Origin of the sequence: Eisenbergiella tayi (assembly GCF_001881565.1) — a bacterium.
Lineage (GTDB): Bacteria > Bacillota > Clostridia > Lachnospirales > Lachnospiraceae > Eisenbergiella > Eisenbergiella tayi.
Genome location: NZ_MPDJ01000016.1, coordinates 38,767 through 58,268 on the forward strand (window position 1 = coordinate 38,767; position 19,502 = coordinate 58,268).

Below are 19,502 nucleotides of genomic sequence, written 5' to 3' on the forward strand. Positions count from 1 at the left end.
ATGTATTTCATACCACAGCCCAGAAAAATTGAATATAAGGAAGCGGAAGAAGGACAAAACGGATTTGTCCTGTCTTATCAGGGATATATTGTGCTGGATCCCTCCTGCGGGGACAGGCTCACCCGGCAGGTGGCGCTTGTACAAAAGGCGCTGGAAGAAAAGCTGGGGTTTGCCCTGGCTCTCACAAGAGGGGAAGGCCGGAAGGGCGATGTGATTTTGGAGCAGTGCCCGCAGATGGGAAAAGAAGATTATGTTTTGACGGTGGATGCGGAAAATGTCCGGATTACCGGAGGGGAAGCGGGAGTCTGGTACGGCTGCCAGACCTTGCAGCAGATGGTGGAGCAATGCGGCGCGGTCCTGCCCTTTGTACAAATAGAAGACGGGCCGGATATCCCCAACAGAGGTTTTTACCATGATGTCACTAGAGGAAGGGTGCCCAAGCTTTCTTTTCTGAAAAAAATGGCCGACCGCATGGCTTACTATAAAATGAACCAGCTGCAGCTGTATATTGAGCATACGTTCCTGTTCCGGGATTTCAGTGAAATCTGGAGGGATGATACGCCGCTGACTGCAGAAGAGATTATGGAACTGGATCAGTACTGCCTGGAGAGAGGAATCGAACTGGTTCCCTCCCTGTCCTGCTTCGGTCATCTGTACAAGGTGTTAAGCTCCAAGGGGTACTCTCATTTATGTGAGCTGGAAGGTGCGGATCAGATGCCTTTTTCTCTGCGGGGCAGGATGCATCACCATACCATCAATGTGACGGATCCGGAGAGCCTGGAATTCATAAAGGGAAAAATCCGGGAATTCATGCCGCTGTTTACTTCCAGACAGTTTAATATCTGTGCGGACGAAACCTTTGATTTAGGGAAAGGCAAGAGCAGAGCGGCAGCCGAAGAAAAGGGCGTGGATCGTATTTATATTGATTTCGTGAAGGCTCTGTGCGAATTCCTGGTGAAGAACGGAAGGCGCCCCATGTTCTGGGGGGATATTATATGCGGATTCCCGGAAATGATTAAAGAGCTTCCGGAGGAAACCATATGCCTGAACTGGGGATATGCCAAATATCAGAGAGAGGATGAGACTAAGTGGCTGTATGATGCCGGTGCGGTGCAGTATTCCTGCCCGGGCGCCTGCGGCTGGAATCAGTTCATGTATCTTATTGAGAATTCTTTTGAGAACATACGCCGTATGTGCAGCTATGCGGTGAAGTACCATTCCATCGGTGTCCTTAACACAGACTGGGGTGATTTCCTTCATGTCAACCATCCGGAATTCGGTGTTGTGGGAATGATATACGGAGCTGCTTTTTCCTGGAATGGAAATATCCCGTCTTTTGATGAGATCAACAGGCAGATTTCCAGGCTGGAATTCGGGGATGAAGAAGAGAGGTTCGTCAGCATTGCCGCTTCTGTGGCGGCTCAGAAGGCTTTTGACTGGGAGACGGCCATCCGGTTTAAAGAGCTGGGAGAGGTTCCGGAATTTACAGAGGATCACAAGGCTTATATATCGGAACACCTGGGAGATATGGACGGGGTGGACGAGAAGAATGAGAGGCTGGGAGAAATCAGCAGGGAATTTTATGGCAATATCGTTCATTTAAAGGAAGGCAAAAGAGAGCTTGTGAAGCCCTATCTGGCAGCGGTGGATGCCGTCCGCCTGTTTAATGAACTGGGTAAGGTGGTGACAGCGAGGGAATACGGACGTACCTACAGCAGTATGCCGGATGCATGGAAGCTGGCGGAGGAGCTGGAAAAATGGCTGTATCATTATAAAGAAATATACCGCAGTGTGAGCAAGGAATCCGAACTTTACCGGATCCAGGAGCTTATTGTCTGGTACGGGGATTATCTGCGGATGAAGGAGGAAAAAGAATGACGGAGAAAACCTTACATACGGGCTGGAAGATGCGCCGTCTTGGGGAAATGGAATGGCTGCCGGCCACAGTGCCGGGCAGCGTTTACGGAGATCTGCTGGCTAACGGCAGGATGGAGAATCCTTTCTGGAAGGATAACGAGGATAAAGCCCTGGAGCTGATGGAATATGATTATGAATATACCATGCAGTTTGACTGCCCGGAGGATATTCTGGATAAGGACAGAATCCTGCTGCATTTCGACGGGCTGGATACCATTGCCGATGTGTTCCTGAACGGGGAACATCTGGGAGATGCGTTCAATATGCATCGTATCTGGGAATATGATATCCGTGAAAAGGTAAAGTCGGCGGAAAATGAACTGAGGGTGGTTCTGCATTCTCCCAATAAATATATCCGGGAAGCCTTCCGGGAGTGCCGGACATTGGGAAATGACGATACGTTGGAAGGGTTTGTGCATATCAGGAAAGCCCATTATATGTTCGGCTGGGACTGGGGCGCTCACCTGCCGGATGCGGGGATTTTCCGTCCGGTCACCCTTCTTGGGATCGACAGAGGGCGTATCGATAATGTGCTGATATTACAGCAGCATGAAAGAGTGCCGGAAGCCGACAGCGACAGGGCGATAGCCGCTCTCGGAAACCGCTCCGTCAGCAGGGTGACGCTGCAGCTGCAGGTGACGGAAGAGACGGCAGGGATTACCGACGGTGTCCCGAAGCTGATGGATGTAACCGGAGGAAGGGTTTTCGGCGGATGCGGCCAGCATATGAGCTATCAGGCGGAAATTACCGCGCCTGACGGGACAAAGGCTGTTTATGAGGATTCCCCCACAGAAATCGTAATAGAAGAGCCGAAGCTTTGGTGGCCTAACGGCTATGGCGCACAGGATCTTTATACTGTCAAGGTGGTTCTGTATTCGGACGGCAGGGAAATAGACTGTTGGGAAAAACGGATAGGGCTGCGTACCATGAACATGCGCAGGGAAAAGGATGAATGGGGAGAATGCTTTGCCCATGAAGTGAACGGCGCGGCGGTTTTTGCCATGGGAGCGGATTATATTCCGGAGGACAATCTTCTGGGCAGAGTGACGCCGGAAACAACAAGGAAACTTCTGGAAAAGGCCAGGTTTGCCAATTTCAATGCGATCCGTGTATGGGGAGGCGGCTATTATCCCAGCGACTGGTTTTATGATATCTGTGATGAGCTGGGTCTTATGGTCTGGCAGGATTTCATGTTTGCCTGTGCGGTATATGAGCTGACTCCTGCTTTTGAAGCCAACATCAGACAGGAATTCATTGAAAATGTGAAGCGGATACGCCACCATGCGTCCCTGGGATTATGGTGCGGCAACAACGAGATGGAGCAGTTCGTGTTTGAGCGCAACAGCTGGCTTACCAAGGCGAGCGAGGTAAGAGATTATTTCCTGATGTTTGAACGGATTATCCCGGAGATCGTCCATACCTATGATCCCCAGACCTTCTACTGGCCGGCAAGCCCTTCTTCAGGCGGATGCCTGGATGAACCCAATGATCCCAACCGGGGAGATGTGCATTATTGGGCGGTATGGCACGGAAACAAGCCATTTTCAGAATACAGGAAGTATTTCTTCCGGTATGCCTCCGAGTTTGGCTTCCAGGCGTTCCCGTCCCTGAAGACGATAGAAACCTTTACCGATGATCCGGAGGATTATAATGCATTTTCCTATATTTGTGAAAAGCATCAGCGCCAGTACAGCGCCAACGGTAAAATTATGGGGTACATGCAGCAGACTTATAAATATCCTTCCGGTTTTGATACCTTCATTTATGCCTCCCAGCTGCTGCAGGCGGATGCTATCCGTTATGGGGTGGAGCATTTCCGGCGCAACCGCGGCCGCTGCATGGGAGCCATATACTGGCAGCTCAATGACTGCTGGCCGGTGGTATCCTGGTCGAGTATCGATTATGAAGGCAGGCTGAAGGCGCTGCATTATTATGCAAAGCGTTTCTTCGCCCCGATTCTTCTTTCCTGTGAGGAACAGGGAATGATGAGCGCGGAAGCCAACATGAACCGGGAACATTTTGAATTTGAAAAATCCATCCGTCTCAATGTGGCGAATGAAACCATGAAAGATGCGCAGGTGACCGTTCGCTGGGCGCTGCGGACTCCTGATGCACAAATCGTCAGGAGCGGAGAGGAAAGCCTTATGGTTCCGGCGCTCACCAGCGTCTGGCTGGATAAAATCCTATTCCCTGAAGCACAGCTTCGTACCAACTACGTGAGTTATGAAATGGAAATGGACGGCGAGGTCCTTTCGGAGGGAACGGTTAACTTCTCTTATCCCAAGTATTTTGCTTATATGGATCCTCAATTGAGCTGTGAGGCGGAAGGGGATGTGATAACCGTAAAGGCGCAGGCCTATGCCAAGAGCGTGGAAATACGGAATGAAGAGGATAATCTGGTGCTGTCCGATAACTTCTTTGATATGAATGCCGGTGTTAAGCGGGTTCGTGTGCTGGAGGGAAATACGGATAAGCTGATGGTCAGAAGTGTATTTGATATTAAGTGATGGGATTGACTGAGTGATTCTCTATCGCAGAGGCAGATGAAATTGCTGCTGATGGCTTTTGTATCCCCATAGACAGACTTTTTTCTTCGGAGGATGACTAGAATATACGAATCAGCTGGTCAAACGGTGGTAATTATTTTAGCCGGAACCAGAGAAAATTTTTATGAAGAATTAAAAAGATATATCAGATAGAGATAAAGGCGTTACTGTGTGCACTCGTAGAGGGTAAACCGTAACGTCTTTTTATCTGTCTGTCAGGCATTTGGTCATATTGCCGTCTTGCTCCTGTATGGCGCTTTGTGATAGTATTTATTTAAGCCGTGCTTCGTATGAATGATATGCAATAAAGGAAAAACTGCGGAAAACCATCACGGCATATATGAAAAACAGGGAGGCCAGTAATGAGCAAAAGAAAAGTTTTATTCCTGATGACCGATTCTCAGCGCGCGGATATGCTTGGCTGCTATGGTAATCCGGACATGCATACACCGAATCTGGACAGGCTGGCGGAACAGGGAATCCGTTTTGATAAGGCGTATACCACACAGCCTCTGTGCCAGCCGGCCAGGGCGGGTATCTTTTTAGGCTGTTATCCTCATTCCTGCGCGTCATGGTCCAATTCCATGGGTGTTTCCGGAAATGTGCAGAGTATCGGAAAGCGTCTGTCCGATCATGGGGTACATACGGCCTATATCGGCAAATGGCATCTGGACGGAGGCGATTATTTCGGCCTGGGCAGATGTCCGGAGGGCTGGGATGCAGATTACTGGTATGACATGAGAAACTACCTGGAAGAGCTTACTCCGGAGGAAAGAGTGATATCCAGGAGGACGGACAGTATTGAAAAGTATGATATTAAAGAGGAATTTACCTTCGGCCACAGAGTGGCGGACAGGGCGATAGATTTCCTGAAAAATTATAACGATGAGGATTTCTTCTGTGTGGCATCTTTTGATGAGCCTCACGGGCCATATCTGTGCCCGAAGAAATATGTGGATATGTATGCGGATTATAAGCTGCCCCGTCCCGGAAATTTTGATGATACCCTGGAAGACAAGCCGGAATTCCAGAGACTGTGGGCCAGGCCATTCCGCCATCTGACGGAGGATCCGGAGTTCAGGGCTTCACATAAGGAGTTTTTCGGCTGTAATACTTATGTGGATTATGAAATCGGAAGGGTGCTGGAAGCAGCGGAGAAATATGCGCCGGATGCAGTGATTATTTATACGTCGGATCACGGCGACATGCTGTTTTCCCATTCCCTGACCGGAAAAGGCCCGGCACCTTATGAAGAGAATGCGCGGATCCCTCTTTTAATCAAAGGATTTGGAAGCAGGGTGGATGAGAATCCTGTTTCCCATATCAACCTGGCTCCGGCTGTCTTTGAGATGATGGGGATTGATATCCCGAAAGCCTTTGAAGGAAAAAGCCTGTATCCGGAGCTGGCAGACGGCAGCGTGCGTGTGAACGACCATATTTTTGTGGAGTATGGAAGATATGAAGTGGATCATGATGGGTTTGGATCCTTCCAGCCCATGCGCTGTATTTTTGACGGCAGGTATAAGCTGGTTATCAATCTGCTGGATACGGATGAGATGTATGACCTGCAGGAGGATCCGGATGAAATGGTGAATCTGATACATGAGGAAAGACTGAGCCAGGTTCGCAATAAGCTTCATGAAGCCCTGATTGATCAGATGTACCGGACAAGGGATCCCTTCCGTTCGTATCATTGGGAGGATCGGCCTTGGCACAGAATGGAGCGTGACTGGGACAGCCGCCATATGACCAGACAGAGGGAAAATGAGGAATATGAACCCAGACAGCTGGATTATGACACCGGACTGGAAATGGAATCCGCAGTAAGAAAAAAATAAAAAGGCTGTAAAAAGGGAGGAAGCCAGTACCCATGGGGTACTGGCTTGAGTTATGAAAAAGAGTATCTATATTGAAAAAGCGTTATTGGCTTTCTGTGATTATAGGATACCTTATAATTGTGACCTTTTTGTGTTATACGATTGAAGTTTCTGTGAAGTAAAACGAAAGAATTTACTAATTATTATTTAAGAAATGGGGAATCGCGCAGTCCGGTATTGCATAATCAGAGAAAAAGCTGTGACAAGAAAGCGGGTGAGGAAGAGAGCATGGCGGCGGAAGCAAGAGCTGAGTAAAATAGAAAATAAAGCCGGTATTTTTACGGATGGATTGTAATATATATATCTTTTTGTTATAATACTACATATTGTGATTTAAAAATTTAACTGAGAAAGGAACAGGTGAGCAGAATGAGTAAATATGTTTGTGACGTTTGCGGTTATATTTATGATCCCGAATTGGGAGATCCGGATAACGGAATTGAACCCGGAACCGCATTTGAAGCTCTCGGAGATGATTGGGTATGCCCTTTGTGCGGCGTAGGCAAGGATCAGTTCTCTGTAACGGAGTAAGAGTATACAGTGTGACAGAATGGCGTCTGCAGTTGAACTGCAGGCGTCATTTTTTATGATCACCCTCAGGTCTCATAATATTTTTTCTCAAATTCCTCCCAGGAACGGCTGAATTCATGGTTCATAAATGCTTCCTTCAGGCCGGTTATCTGTTTCAGCCGAAGAACCTCATCCAGTTCCATTCCCAGCTGGGAACATATTTTTTCATCGGACCAGCCGGAGCGGGTGAGATCCATGATGATGGCGCTCATTGGCCGGATTCCATGAGTCCCTCTGGCGCGGTTATGTCGGATGGTAGCGGCAATTCTCTGGTCCAGAGGCTTATTTAAGGTGGTTACGGGCAGATAGCCCTGTATCCGGTGCTGGATGTCAGGGTATTCCCTGGCAATGCGGTTGCGGTGAAAGCCGTCCACAATCTCCCGGGTGCCGTTGCGCATATCGTAGGTGACGATGGGCATGGTGTAGCCATCCTCCCGGATGCTGGTATGCAGAAGCTGCATTTCCGGGGAAGGAATCCGGTTGGGATTGTATTCATTTGCGTGTACGGCTTCCTGTTTTACCCAGAGTACGCAGTCCGTAGGCTCATCCCGGAAAGGGCTGACCTGGGAGATGCCGTCACGTATCCGGTTGATGGCGTCCACCTTTTCGTCTAGATCTTCGATAGAAGAAATGTATTGCTGTATTTCATTTATCAGGTTGTTGATGTCCATACTGGCTCCTTTTGTATCCTCAGCTGTGTGCTGTCTTCAGCCAAGTTTATGATGGTGCCGGATCGCTGTCCGGTAATTGTGACGTTTTCCTGGCAGGGGGTGACGCGTTCCATAGTCAGGTAGCAGCCCCTCCGGGACAGCTGGCGGAAGTCATTCCTCCGCAGGATTGTAAGAAGGCGGGGGTTGGAGGTGGTCATACGGATAGAGGGAAAGGAGAGGAGCATATCCTCCACCATGAAGGCGCATACCTCCGAGTGCCGGTATTCATGAATGACATAAACGCCCGAAATTATGGTAAGCTCTTTCTTTTCCTCATGGCCGTAGAAGCCGGCGAGCACTCCTTCCTCATAAAAAAGCCGCCATTCCTTTTCTTCGGTATTAATCAGATAAGGCATTTCATCCCGGTATTTCTTTTCCGCAAAAAATTTTCCCATGATGGAATAGAATTCGGTTCTGTCATAACCCTCGTTATACTCTTTCTTTTGTAAGTTCATCCTCAATCCTCCCGGCAGCGTCACGCAGCTGTTTGTTTGTGGACTGGATATCCCGCCGGATAATCCCGGCATATTTTTTCTTCAGTTCAAACAGTCTCTTTACGTCTCCTTTTGTTTCGCTGAAGCTTAAGCCGGACATCCAGAAGTCATTTTTTTCGATTGCCCTGGCGATGCGCTTCCAATAGGGAGCGCGGCGGAAGCCCTGGATATCCCATTTGTCATCAGGCATGGAGGATGGGGTGATTCCTGCTTCCTTTTCCCACCAGGCAAAGAATTTTTTTATTTTTGTATAATAATGATCCCGTACCTCCGGCGCGTACAGGCCCAGGCTTTCCAGAAGAAAAACCGCATATTGTTCCCAGGACATGGAATCCGGTTTCTCAGATCGGATATTGCCGAGGAGGCTGGTCCGGCAGTAAATATTGCCGAAATTGACTCCTTCCACGCGGTGCAGGACCTTTTCCCAGGTTTCGGGTTCCAGATAGCGGAACTGATCAAGGCCTTTGCGCTGGTCGTCTCCATAGGGCTGGCAGAGGCGCTGTTCACTGATGGAGACGCCGTTTTTATACATGAGCTCATATATGTAATTAAACTTCAAATCGAATTTTGCCACGGCAGTCCAGTCATCGGCGGCGGACCAGTCGTAGATGGGATAGAAGTTCCAGCAGTCCGTGGGCTTGTCATGGATTTTGATCCGGGTGGTCCAGGGATAGTCAAGATAGCGTTCCTTAGTGTTGCTGATAATGGTGCGAAAGCGGTTCAGGCTTTCATCTGAACGAATGCCGATGCCGGCCGCAGCCGGCCCTCCGCGGCTGACGGAAAACCATTTGGCAAAATAGAGGATGAATTCCTCAAATTCCATCCCCCGCCTGAACCAGGTCCATTCTTTAGGGTAATGATCTTCCGTTATCAGGCAGACATCGTCCCGATCGGGAAGAGGGCGCACCCACTTGTCCCGATCCTTTTTATCCCAGCAGATCCACTTCGGGCAGATGGCGGAGGCGGCGTTTCTGAGGGACAGCGGCAGCGCCACCCAATACCAGCGCTCGGTCACATCCCTCGTACATTGGATCAGCTCTTCCACATGGGTAATGGTGGCCTGATACTGGGCTTCCAAATCAATGTAGAGGACCGACAGCTTTTTCCCCAGCCGTCTGGCGGCCTGGGCTGCAAGCTGCAGCATAATGGAGCTGTCCTTTCCCCCGGAAACGGAAAAATAAATATGGTCAAAATGCCGGAAAATGGTTTCATACCGTTCCATGGCAGCCTCATATACATTTTTATCTGAGTAAATTTTAGGCATTTCGAGCTTCCTCCAAATCATCACAATCCATCAGCCCTCTGTTCTGCTTCTGACAATAAATCCATTCTGCAATGTGGTTTTTATTTTCCATATTTTTGATGTCATTACGGAAAGCCTCCAGAAGCTTTTCCTTACGGTACAGGCAGCCCAGGATCCTTTCATCCAGCGTATTGTAGGCACAGATATCCCGGATATGGATATCCTTTTCCTGGCCGATCCGGTGTATCCGGTCCTCGCTCTGCAGGCGGGTGGCCAGGTCCCAGCTGTTGGAGAAATAAATAATATTGTGGCAGAACTGCAGATTCAGGCTGTAGCCGGCGCAGTCACGGTTGGCAATGAGGAAATTGGCCCTTGTTTTAAAGGTTTCCAGATTCTGCATCCTTTTTTTCATGGGGATGGAACCGTCAAAGCGGGCGATTTGTTCTTCCCCGTATTTGACGGATAAAATACGGCATAATACATCAATTTCATAGGTATAGTTGCAGAAAATGATGTATTTACTCCGGTTGTCAATGACGGACAGGAGCCTTTGCAGCCGGGGATTGTCCGCAGGGTTTTCGAAAAACGGCTGCGTTACTATATGCTCATACCCGGTATCGCTCCTTTGGAAAAGCACCCGGAAACCGCTGGTAACCGCCTGCAGTCCGGCAAAAAGCCGGTAGATGCTCTCCGGATGCAGCTCGTTCAGGTGAAAAAGAAGGACGTCGGCCACCTGATTGTAATGTTCGTTCTGCTTCCGGGTGAGGGAAAAATAGTTTACGGAATAGCTTTTGTCGGGAAGGACAAGGCAGTCCTTTTTGGTCACCTGCACGGTATAGGGTGAAATCTTCCTGGCAAGATAATCTGTATTCAGGCACCGGATGATTTTCTGGGGAATCTCCGGATCAAATTCTATATGGTTGGCGGCAAAGGACCAGTAGGTCTTATAACCCAGAATCCTCCAGTCAAGGATGTGGAACTGGGCGTATAAATCGGCCTGGTTCTTTGAAATCGGCATGCCGTTGAGTATCAGCTTGTAATCACAGTGTGAGGAAAGATAATCAATATTCTGCGTCCGGTAAGCGTAGGGATTCTTGATCAGCAGGCTTTCATCTACCACCAGGTAGCAATGCTCCCGTTCCGTCAGCAGGCGCAGGTAGCTGTTGGCATGTATGCTGCGGGACAGGGTTTCTATGCCGCAGATCGTGGTGCGTTCCAGAATTTCCCTGGGAGCCTGCTTGATCAGCTCGTCCTTAAGATTCTGCTTGGTGGAGCAGGGACACAGCCACAGGATATGGCTTATCTTTCCTGCCTCCAGACGCAGGCGGCACAGCTCCAGGGCCGTGATGGTTTTTCCGGTTCCCTGCTCCATAAACAGAGCTCCTACCTTTACTTTTTTTAATTTTTCTACGGCCTTCTCCTGGTAATCCAGAAGTTTATTATGTAATTGCATAGTCAGTCGTTATCCACCAGATCATCCAGAATGGCGCCGGATGATTCCAGTATTTTGTGCAGGTTATTGATTTCTTCGGAGGGCTGCGGAGCGGCAGGCGATACATGAGGAACCTGCTGCAGGGTATCCCGATAGGCGTGTAGCAGTTCCCCGGCTTCCCGGTCAAAACGGAAGCCATACATTTCCGCAAAATCCTCCAGCTCCTCATAATGGGAAGGTTCCAGGAATATGCCGCCTGAATGATAGGCAGCGGTAGGTATCTTTTTCAGATTCAGGACAACTTCCCGTGGAATGGAAGAAGAAAGAGGAATAAAAAAGAAAAGCCCTTTTTTGCTTTTGGTTATCCAGCGCTTATGCTCGGGACTGAAATCGCCGTTCACCGCGCCTTCCCGCGCCTCTTTATCTGTTATGGATACGGTAAAACCATTTTTTAACAGTACATTTCCCAGCTCTGCGGCACGATCCCGGAAGGAGCCCCGGTAAGGGGTAAGCCTCCGGAACCAGCAGCGGCCATTCCATTCGTAGTCCATCTGCCTGATAATTTCGCGGAACCTGTCATTTTTTTCATAAAAAGCTGATATTTCTTCATCATTGCCTTTGATTTCCACGATACCCGGAAATTGCGGATTTTTTGGCGAAAGGACAGAATCACTCCGTATAAAATCGGATTCGGATACCGTCTGTTCGGGCCGATACCATTTGCACCATTCCAGATATTCCGGAATGAGCTGTTCCAGATTGCACAGCTCCCGGTTAAAACGGTTATTGATCCAATAGGCGGCTTTTACTTTCTCATGTATGAGATACTGCACGATTTCCTGAAGCATCGGCGGTAGATTTTCTTCCGTCAGCTCCAGGGGAGTCAGCGCTTCGTAATTCAGCCGGAGAATGATCAGATGGATATTGCCCGGCGTATCGATAAAGGTCTGCAGACGCGTCAGGGCTTCCACCCGCAGTGTTTCCGCCCACACGACCTGTTTCCTTGTCCCTTCCAATGGCGGAAGCTCCATCCGGGACGCTGCTTTGCGGGCAGCCGTATTTTTTTCATTCCGGCTTCTTATGAGTTCCGCTTTACAGCATGCAGGACATAGTCCTGAAAATTTATACTCCTTCATTTTTTCCCTGTTGCTGGCAGGGCCGATGATGTTAACGTAGCCTTCATGCCCACAGTAAAAAGTACCGGCATACCATGACATATAAGCTCCCCCTTTTACCGGGGCACGGATATTGAAATACCCGGTTCCGGTAACTGCATTGCTGTCGAATGTTAAGTTTCTGTCTTTGTATGAACTGTAATATTGTAATTAATTTCCATAAATTGGTAAATCTATTGTAATGCATCACCAATTTATAGTCAAATAGATTGGGAAGGTTTTTGAAATGTTTTTCTACAGATGTGTTCCATTGTCTTTTCGCTTGAAGGAAGCGGGAGAGGTTCCGTAACGGGCTTTGAAGGCCCTGGAAAAATAGAAAGGATCGGAATAACCGCAGGAAAAAGCCGTATTTTTGACGGAAAAACCCATTTCCAGAAGACTGCGGGCCTGTTCCAGGCGGTAGCGGGAGATATAGGTGTTGGGAGAGATATGCAGGGCTTCCCGGAACAGGCGGTAAAGAGTGACCCGGTTGATGTGCATGCTTTCGCAGAGGGCTTCCACATTGAAATCCGGTTTGTGGCAGTGTGTCCGGATGAGCAGGATGGCGGTGGAGAGGCGGTTATCCTCCCTGTGGGAATTCAGGGCGGAGGAACCCGGAAAGCTGTCCGCATAAAGGCCTAAAAGCGCCATAAGAAGTCCGCAGGCCTCTCCTTTGTTGTGATAGAGGATATCCAGGCTGCAGAGGCGTTCGTAAAGCGGCAGGATCTGCTGCGGGCTGATGGCCGGGGATACGGGGCAGACAGGAGAAAACCCGGTATTGGAAAGCAGTTCGGGCGCATTTTCGCCCATGAAATCCACCCAGGTATACTCCCAGGGCTGTTCCGGATCGGGGTAATAGCGCAGGACGGTATAAGGATATAGGAGAAAGCTCTGGCCTGCCTGGATATAGAAACGTTTTTTCCCGTATTCCAGCCAGCCTGCGCCTTTTATCACGTAATGGATAATGTAGCAGGGACGGATTCCCGGCCCCCAGGAATGAAGGTCGGAGCAGTCTTCTCTGCCGCAGTTGGTGAGCAGAAGGGTGTGTTCGGAATAAAATTCTTTTTTCATATGAGCTCCTTTTTGTTGTGGGGGGGGGCACTGTCTTGCTGAACCGGATGCCCTGCGGCTTTGTCGGGCTTTTTCCGGGCAGGCGGCGGCTCTGTAAGGTTCCTTGCAGGGCACGCTTTCGCTCGGACAAACACGCAGCGGTACTAAGGTTGCAGAGGACGCAACCTAAGGACCGGCGTGTTTATACGGCCCTTACAGGAATCCTTACAGAGCCGCCGTCTGCCCGGAAAAAGCCCGGCAAAGCCGCAGGGCATCCGGTTCAGCAAGACAGTTAAGGTTACGTAGTATATAACTGTTCTATTATAAACTTACTTTCATAAAAATGAACGAAAAGTACATGTTTTTGCAACGATATTGAATGGTAATGTTATAAAAATACATTTTATAATAAGCTTACTTAATAAAGATACGGAGGTCAAGAGTATGGTAAAATTAACACCGCCTATGGGCTGGAATTCCTGGAATACGTTTGGGGAAAATATTAATGAGGAGCTGATATTTGAAACGGCGGACGCTATGGTGAGTACCGGGCTATTGGAAAAAGGGTATGAGTATCTGGTTATTGATGACTGCTGGTCATTGAAGGAGCGGGATGGGAATCAGCGGCTTGTGCCGGATCCGGTGAAGTTTCCTCATGGTATGAAGGCTGTGGCTGACTATGTTCACAGTAAGGGGCTGAAATTCGGTATGTATTCCTGTGCGGGAAACCTGACGTGTGCCGGGTATCCGGGGAGCTTTGAGCATGAATTTACAGATGCCCGGACCTTTGCGGAGTGGGGAGTGGATTTCCTGAAATATGATTATTGCTATCACAGTCCTATTATCCATGGACAGTATCTGTACAGAAGGATGGGGCTGGCTCTGGAAAACTGCGGAAGAGATATTCTGTTCAGCGCCTGTTCCTGGGGGGCGGATCAGACTCAGGAATGGATCAAGACATCGGCAGCATCCATGTGGCGTTCCACGGGTGATATTTTTGATACATGGGAGTCGGTGAAGGATCTGGTAAAGCAGCAGGAGAAGCTGCATCCCTATAATGGGGTGGGATGCTTTAATGATATGGACATGCTGATTGTAGGTATGTACGGAAAAGGGAATGTGGGGCTGAAGGGCTGCAGTGATACGCAGTACAAGACACATTTCTCTATCTGGGCGCTGCTTGGTTCCCCGCTGATGATAGGGTGTGATATCCGCAGTATGAATGAGGAAACAAAGGCTATTCTTGGTAATGAGGAGCTGATCCGGATCAACCAGGACAGTGCCTGCCGTCAGCCGGTGAAGCTGCAGGGAATTTGGGCCGGAGACGATATGGTCCTTTATGCAAGACAGCTGGAAAATGGGGATGTGGCGATCGGTTTGTTTAATATGAGCGAAGAAAAGGCGGCGGCAAGGTTCAATCTGGATGAAGTGGGTCTGGGTTTCAGTACCGGAAAAACGTTGGAAATGACGGAGGTATGGAGCGGAGAAACCTTTAAGGTGACAAACGCCACTGTATCCAGGGAGCTGGAAGCTTTTGACTGTCAGGTATTCCGGGCGAAGGTGGTTGATCTGTAATGTCTGCATGCATGGACTGCGGGAAAAATCTGACCTATAATGAAATAGGGGCTTATAAAAAATTTGTGAACCGGGGAAGCAGGTCATTCCTCTGCAAGCAGTGTCTGGCGCAGAAGCTGGATGTGACCACAGAAGATATCGACAGGAAAATAGAACAGTTTAAACAGCAGGGCTGCACGCTTTTTGTATGAAGGGCGGGCGGCCCTGCCTTTTTACGCTTAGGTCAGCATTGCGGAGGTGTTAAAAGACCAGGAAGAAAATGAAAATATGACACTTGCATTCCTGACGGAAGATATATGATAATATCATGGAAAAGGAGTGTCGGCCTCAATTTAGGGTCTGGGTAAAAGGGGCGGCAGGAGAAGGGAAGGAGAAACAAATGGGAAACTATGATGTGGCGGCTTATGTGTGGCCGGCGTATACCGGAAGGGATAAGAGGAGCCTCATGTTCTGGCCGGAGGGAATGGGGGAGTGGCAGTCGGTAAAAAATGCTGTGGCCAAATTTCCGGGGCATGAGTGGCCCAGAAAGCCGCTGTGGGGGTATGTGGATGAGGCGGATCCCGCTGTGATGGAGATGGAAATTGAAGCGGCAGCAGAGCATGGCGTCAACGTATTCATTTATGACTGGTACTGGTTTGACGGAATGCCTTATCTGGAAAATTGTCTGAATGACGGTTTCCTGAAGGCAAAAAACAGGGATAAAATGAAATTTTACCTCATGTGGGCCAATCATGACGTGAATTATACCTGGGATATCAGGCTTTCCTGGGAGCAGGACTGTCTGATCTGGAAGGGGGCCGTAAACAGGGAGGAATTCGAAAATGCCTGCCGCAGAGTGATCACACAGTATTTCGGACAGTCCAATTACTACCGGATAGACGGGAAACCGGTGTTTCAGATCTATGAGCTTGCGAATCTGATGAAAGGCCTGGGCGGGCTGGAAAAAATGAAGGATGCCCTGGAATGGTTCCGGGAAGAAACGAAAAAGGCCGGTTTTCCGGATCTTTATCTTCTTCTTACAGCTTATGGGGATACGGATAACCTGTCGGGGCTGGACAACGGAAAGACAATAAAGGGCGGGGATGCGGTATCATACCTGGGATTTTCCGGCGTTACTCATTACCAGTTCGCGCATATTGCCGATATTGACCGGGATTATGATGAGATTCTGGCTGATGTCAAAGAGATATGGAAGGGGATGGAAAAGGAATACGGCCTTCCCTATTATCCCCATATTTCCGTAGGCTGGGATAATAATCCCCGTTTTAACGGCTTCCGTCCGGGAATTGTAAAGAACAATCCGCCGGAAGAGGTGAAAAAGGGATTTGTCATGGCGCGGGAATATGCCGACAGCCATCCGGGACAGGCGCCGTTTGTTACGGTTAACAGCTGGAATGAATGGACGGAAACAAGCTATCTGGAACCGGATGACAGGTATGGATATGGGTATCTGGAGGCTTTGAGGGAAGTGTTTATGGATGGCTGACGGAGGGCGGCAGAAATAAAATCATGTTGCTGCATTATGGTATATTATGGAAGGGCGGTTTTGGCTGAACATCAAAACCGCTATTTTGATCTGGAAATTTACTCGGTCTGCAATGAGCGGGCCTGTTTCAAAAAGTGAGGATGCCTCTTTTTTGCAGCTGCTATGACAGAATATCTTTCAGGATAACAAAAAAAGCCTGACAAAATCAGACTTTTCAATAACAGGAGCAGTAGGAATCGAACCCACATCGATGGTTTTGGAGACCACTGTTCTACCCTTGAACTATGCTCCTACAACACGGTTCTTACTGAACCGGCGAATTGTATTATAGCATAGCCGTAAGGGGAAAAGCAAGCCCTTTTTACATAAAAAATTTGTTGTGAAATATCGGCAATAATAAAGAACACCTGTCCATTACCCAATATTATATATAAATTTTAATAATATTTTTCAAAAAATATCTATGGAAAACCCCGCTCTTATAGTAAAATAGACAGAAAGTGCGTAAGTGAAAGCGTCTGCACACAGTAAAACAGAAAGGTTAACAGGAATGCCAGATAATATTCGAATAATTGCCAGTGATTTTGACGGTACCATTCTGAAGGACGGAGCCCAGCATGTGGACGAGGAATATTTTCCTCTTATCCGGGAATTAAAATCCATGGGGATATCCTTCATTGCGGCCAGCGGAAGGCAGTATGCCAATCTGCGGAGGCTTCTCGAACCGGTAGCGGAGGATATCAGTTATATATGTGAAAATGGGGCGCTGATCGCCCAGGGAGGTACGATCCTGTACCAGAATGATATAGAAAGGAATCTGGCGCTGTCCCTTATCAGTGATATGCAGGAGGTTCCCGATTCGGAGGTGGTGGTATCCGGTGCGGACGCTTCCTATATGGTGCCGGTGGATCCTCTGTTTCCTGTGATGCTGCGGGAAAAGGTGAAAAACCAGGTTGCCGTGCTTAAGGATTTCGGGGAAATGAAGCTCCCTATGATTAAAATTTCCATCTATTGGCCGAAAGGAATACCGGGGGATAAAGAAAAATGGTTCCATGAAAAATACGACCGTTTTCTGAACGTAGTGGACGGCGGGAACGGCTGGCTTGATTTTACCAATAAGGGCGTGGATAAAGGAAGCGCCCTGAGGCTGCTGGCGGCGAAGGAGCAGTTTTTCCTGGACGAAGTGCTGGCGTTTGGTGACAGTGAAAATGATATGGCCATGCTGAAGGAGGCAGGTCTGAGTTACGCCATGAATACCGCAAAAGAGCATGTTAAGAAATGTGCCGACCGGGAATGCAGTATGGTCAGCCGGGTCCTTGAGGATCTGATTGCCGGAAGGCTGTAAATAGATTTGGTTTTTATGCGGCCCGGAGCCGCAGAAGGGAGGATTCTTATGAGAGAAGTAATCAACAAATATCCGCGCCTGCTTCATGGAGGGGATTATAATCCGGAGCAGTGGCTGGACAGTCCCCAGGTACTGGAGGAGGATATCAGGCTCATGAAGGAGGCCCGCGTAAACTGTGTTTCCTTAGGGATTTTTTCATGGGCCAGGCTGGAACCTGAAGAGGGGGAATTCCATTTTGGCTGGATTCGGAGGATTATTGACAAATTATATGAAAATGGTATTTATACCATTCTTGCCACACCTACCGGTGCCATGCCCAACTGGATGACCGCAAAATATGAGGAGGTGAGGCAGATGAGCCCGGAAGGCGTGCGCAATCTTCCGGGGAGAAGGCATAACTTCTGTTACACCTCTCCGATTATGAGAAAGAAAATGAAAAAGATTAACCATGAGCTGTCCCGGCATCTGGGAGATCATCCGGGCGTTATCCTGTGGCATATCTCCAATGAATACGGCGGAAACGGATCCGATGCATCCTGTCATTGTCCTCAATGCCAGCAGGCCTTCCGGGAATGGCTGAAGGAAAAGTACAAGACGCTGGATAATCTGAACCATGCCTGGTGGACTGCCTTCTGGAGCCATACCTATACGGACTGGTCCCAGATCCACAGCCCTGTGCCCAATGGGGAAAGCCGGCTGCATGGCCTGAATCTGGACTGGAAACGTTTTGTGAGCCATCAGATCCAGGACTTCTGCATGGAGGAAATCAGAGCGGTCCTGAAATACAGCGTACTGCCCGTAACCACCAATATGATGGAATATTTCAAGCCCCTGGATTATTTCCGTTTTGCCCCTCAGCTCAGCATCATATCCTGGGACAACTATCCGGAATGGCACAGTCAGAAGGATGAGGTAAATGTGGCCGTGCGCACGGCGGCCTGGCATTCCATGATGAGAAGCCTCAAAAAAGCGCCCTTCCTGATGATGGAAAGCACTCCCTCCATCGTCAACTGGAAGGCTGTGAATACCCAGAAAAGGCCGGGGCTTCATGAATTGTCTTCCCTTCAGGCCGTCGCCTGCGGAAGCAACAGTGTGCAGTACTTCCAGTGGAGAAAGAGCAGGGGAAGTTCGGAAAAATTCCACGGGGCCGTAGTGGATCACAGAAATGGAAGCAATACCCGTGTATTCCGGGAGGTATCCGCTCTCGGCAGCCGCATGGAGCAGATTTCTGATGCGGTATACCCTACCTGCAACAGGCCCAAAGCCGCCATTGTTTTTGACTGGGAGAACTGGTGGGCTGTGGAGGATATCGAGGGCCCCAGAAAGGACATGGCATATCAGGATACCATCCTGGCACACTTCAAGCCCTTCTGGGAAATGGGCATTGATGTGGATTTTGTAAATGAAGACTGTGATCTCCAGGGCTACCGCCTTGTGGCGGCTCCTTTGAATTACCTGTATAAAAAGGGTTACGCTAAGAAGGTTAAGGATTATGTGGAAGCCGGCGGCTGTTATGTGGCCACTTATTTCAGCGGCGTGGTGGACGAGACGGATCTCTGTATTCTGGACAGGCATCCTCTTGAGGAGCTTCTGGGCATCCGTACGGAAGAAATGGACGCCGCGCCCGATCATCGCGTCAACAGCATCAGCTTTGAAGGAAAGTCATACAAAACAGGCTGCCTGCGGGAAATTTCCCATGTGATTCCAGGAGAAGGAGCGGAGGTTCTGGCCTCTTATGAGTCCGATTATTATGCGGGCTGCCCTGCGCTGACAAGGAAGAGTTATGGAAGCGGCAGGGCCTATTACCTGGCCTGCGAAACGGAAGAGGCTTTTCTGAAGGCTCTGTACGCCGGACTGGCGGAAGAAAACGGTATCGGTACGGAGTTTACCGGAAGGCTTCCCTATGGGGTCACCGTATCCCGCAGGGAAGGCGGACAGGATCTGTGGTTTGTGCAGAACTTCAATGAAGCGGAAACGCAGATGGAGCTGCCCGGCACCTATGCGAGGGTGGAAGACGGCATGGAGCTGAAAGGCAGCATCACCTTAAAGCCCTTTGAATGTCTGATTCTGGCGGCAAAATAAGAACCAAAAAAGGAAGCCCGG

At 49.1% G+C, this 19,502-nt stretch carries 15 protein-coding genes and 1 tRNA gene; 9 read left to right on the forward strand and 7 right to left on the reverse strand.

The genetic code is table 11. The features are described from left to right. The 4 genes from BLA28_RS31740 to rd all read left to right on the forward strand — a co-directional run bounded on the left by BLA28_RS31740 (position 1) and on the right by rd (position 6,871). Complete coding sequence (locus BLA28_RS31740; RefSeq protein WP_069156776.1) at positions 1–1,878, forward strand: glycoside hydrolase family 20 zincin-like fold domain-containing protein; 1,878 nt, start codon at positions 1–3, stop codon at positions 1,876–1,878. Then, positions 1,875–4,424 (forward strand): beta-mannosidase, encoded by a 2,550-nt coding sequence (locus BLA28_RS31745; RefSeq protein WP_069156775.1) that lies wholly within the window; start codon positions 1,875–1,877, stop codon positions 4,422–4,424. The genes BLA28_RS31740 and BLA28_RS31745 overlap by 4 nt, the downstream gene beginning before the upstream one ends. A 401-nt stretch (positions 4,425–4,825) precedes the next feature. Further along, positions 4,826–6,301 (forward strand): sulfatase-like hydrolase/transferase, encoded by a 1,476-nt coding sequence (locus BLA28_RS31755; protein WP_009253848.1) that lies wholly within the window; start codon positions 4,826–4,828, stop codon positions 6,299–6,301. A gap of 408 nt (positions 6,302–6,709) precedes the next feature. Further along, complete coding sequence (gene rd / locus BLA28_RS31760) at positions 6,710–6,871, forward strand: rubredoxin (protein ID WP_009253842.1); 162 nt, start codon at positions 6,710–6,712, stop codon at positions 6,869–6,871. Positions 6,872–6,936: 65 nt separating this feature from the next. Here the strand turns inward: rd and BLA28_RS31765 are convergent, their stop codons facing one another. The 6 genes from BLA28_RS31765 to BLA28_RS31790 all read right to left on the reverse strand — a co-directional run bounded on the left by BLA28_RS31765 (position 6,937) and on the right by BLA28_RS31790 (position 13,014). Beyond that, on the reverse strand, positions 6,937–7,581 hold the full coding sequence (locus BLA28_RS31765; RefSeq protein ID WP_069156774.1) for an IbrB-like domain-containing protein: 645 nt from the start codon (positions 7,579–7,581) through the stop codon (positions 6,937–6,939). Then, positions 7,563–8,075, reverse strand: a complete 513-nt coding sequence (locus BLA28_RS31770) for a hypothetical protein (protein WP_069155301.1) — start codon at positions 8,073–8,075, stop codon at positions 7,563–7,565. Before BLA28_RS31770 ends, BLA28_RS31765 begins: the two co-directional genes overlap by 19 nt. After that, a complete protein-coding gene (locus BLA28_RS31775) occupies positions 8,050–9,378 on the reverse strand; it encodes a DUF3440 domain-containing protein (protein ID WP_009253839.1) in 1,329 nt (442 codons plus the stop codon). Before BLA28_RS31775 ends, BLA28_RS31770 begins: the two co-directional genes overlap by 26 nt. After that, complete coding sequence (locus BLA28_RS31780) at positions 9,371–10,810, reverse strand: helicase-related protein (protein ID WP_044971854.1); 1,440 nt, start codon at positions 10,808–10,810, stop codon at positions 9,371–9,373. Before BLA28_RS31780 ends, BLA28_RS31775 begins: the two co-directional genes overlap by 8 nt. 2 nt (positions 10,811–10,812) lie before the next feature. Next, complete coding sequence (locus BLA28_RS31785) at positions 10,813–12,006, reverse strand: hypothetical protein (protein ID WP_016360311.1); 1,194 nt, start codon at positions 12,004–12,006, stop codon at positions 10,813–10,815. 192 nt (positions 12,007–12,198) lie between these two features. Continuing rightward, on the reverse strand, positions 12,199–13,014 hold the full coding sequence (locus BLA28_RS31790; RefSeq protein ID WP_069156773.1) for an AraC family transcriptional regulator: 816 nt from the start codon (positions 13,012–13,014) through the stop codon (positions 12,199–12,201). A 423-nt stretch (positions 13,015–13,437) separates the two neighbouring features. Here BLA28_RS31790 and BLA28_RS31795 point away from each other — a divergent pair, with 423 nt between their 5' ends. The 3 genes from BLA28_RS31795 (at position 13,438) to BLA28_RS31805 (ending at position 16,054) form a co-directional block, all read left to right on the forward strand. Next, entirely contained in the window at positions 13,438–14,568 is a 1,131-nt protein-coding gene (locus BLA28_RS31795; RefSeq protein WP_069156771.1) for a glycoside hydrolase family 27 protein, read from the forward strand. After that, entirely contained in the window at positions 14,568–14,759 is a 192-nt protein-coding gene (locus BLA28_RS31800) for a hypothetical protein (protein ID WP_009253834.1), read from the forward strand. Before BLA28_RS31795 ends, BLA28_RS31800 begins: the two co-directional genes overlap by 1 nt. A gap of 188 nt (positions 14,760–14,947) precedes the next feature. Next, on the forward strand, positions 14,948–16,054 hold the full coding sequence (locus BLA28_RS31805; protein ID WP_069156770.1) for a glycosyltransferase WbsX family protein: 1,107 nt from the start codon (positions 14,948–14,950) through the stop codon (positions 16,052–16,054). Between the two features lie 221 nt (positions 16,055–16,275). On the opposite strand, the gene BLA28_RS31810 is transcribed toward BLA28_RS31805, so the two are convergent. Then, positions 16,276–16,346, reverse strand: a tRNA-Trp gene (locus BLA28_RS31810). A 258-nt stretch (positions 16,347–16,604) separates the two neighbouring features. Between BLA28_RS31810 and BLA28_RS31815 the strand changes: the two genes are divergently transcribed. Together BLA28_RS31815 and BLA28_RS31820 are read left to right on the forward strand one after the other, a co-directional pair. Further along, the gene (locus tag BLA28_RS31815) at positions 16,605–17,399 is read left to right on the forward strand and encodes an HAD-IIB family hydrolase (protein ID WP_069156766.1); all 795 of its coding nucleotides are present in this window, start codon (positions 16,605–16,607) and stop codon (positions 17,397–17,399) included. Between the two features lie 48 nt (positions 17,400–17,447). Continuing rightward, on the forward strand, positions 17,448–19,481 hold the full coding sequence (locus tag BLA28_RS31820) for a beta-galactosidase (protein WP_069157346.1): 2,034 nt from the start codon (positions 17,448–17,450) through the stop codon (positions 19,479–19,481). Positions 19,482–19,502: the final 21 nt, after the last annotated feature.

What these genes read in the sequence shown, in the direction of transcription:
- BLA28_RS31740 (WP_069156776.1), top strand. Translation starts at nt 1, where the DNA reads ATGTATTTCATACCACAGCCCAGAAAAATTGAATATAAGGAAGCGGAA.
- BLA28_RS31745 (WP_069156775.1), top strand. Translation starts at nt 1,875, where the DNA reads ATGACGGAGAAAACCTTACATACGGGCTGGAAGATGCGCCGTCTTGGG.
- BLA28_RS31755 (WP_009253848.1), top strand. Translation starts at nt 4,826, where the DNA reads ATGAGCAAAAGAAAAGTTTTATTCCTGATGACCGATTCTCAGCGCGCG.
- rd (WP_009253842.1), top strand. Translation starts at nt 6,710, where the DNA reads ATGAGTAAATATGTTTGTGACGTTTGCGGTTATATTTATGATCCCGAA.
- BLA28_RS31765 (WP_069156774.1), bottom strand. Translation starts at nt 7,581, where the DNA reads ATGGACATCAACAACCTGATAAATGAAATACAGCAATACATTTCTTCT.
- BLA28_RS31770 (WP_069155301.1), bottom strand. Translation starts at nt 8,075, where the DNA reads ATGAACTTACAAAAGAAAGAGTATAACGAGGGTTATGACAGAACCGAA.
- BLA28_RS31775 (WP_009253839.1), bottom strand. Translation starts at nt 9,378, where the DNA reads ATGCCTAAAATTTACTCAGATAAAAATGTATATGAGGCTGCCATGGAA.
- BLA28_RS31780 (WP_044971854.1), bottom strand. Translation starts at nt 10,810, where the DNA reads ATGCAATTACATAATAAACTTCTGGATTACCAGGAGAAGGCCGTAGAA.
- BLA28_RS31785 (WP_016360311.1), bottom strand. Translation starts at nt 12,006, where the DNA reads ATGTCATGGTATGCCGGTACTTTTTACTGTGGGCATGAAGGCTACGTT.
- BLA28_RS31790 (WP_069156773.1), bottom strand. Translation starts at nt 13,014, where the DNA reads ATGAAAAAAGAATTTTATTCCGAACACACCCTTCTGCTCACCAACTGC.
- BLA28_RS31795 (WP_069156771.1), top strand. Translation starts at nt 13,438, where the DNA reads ATGGTAAAATTAACACCGCCTATGGGCTGGAATTCCTGGAATACGTTT.
- BLA28_RS31800 (WP_009253834.1), top strand. Translation starts at nt 14,568, where the DNA reads ATGTCTGCATGCATGGACTGCGGGAAAAATCTGACCTATAATGAAATA.
- BLA28_RS31805 (WP_069156770.1), top strand. Translation starts at nt 14,948, where the DNA reads ATGGGAAACTATGATGTGGCGGCTTATGTGTGGCCGGCGTATACCGGA.
- BLA28_RS31815 (WP_069156766.1), top strand. Translation starts at nt 16,605, where the DNA reads ATGCCAGATAATATTCGAATAATTGCCAGTGATTTTGACGGTACCATT.
- BLA28_RS31820 (WP_069157346.1), top strand. Translation starts at nt 17,448, where the DNA reads ATGAGAGAAGTAATCAACAAATATCCGCGCCTGCTTCATGGAGGGGAT.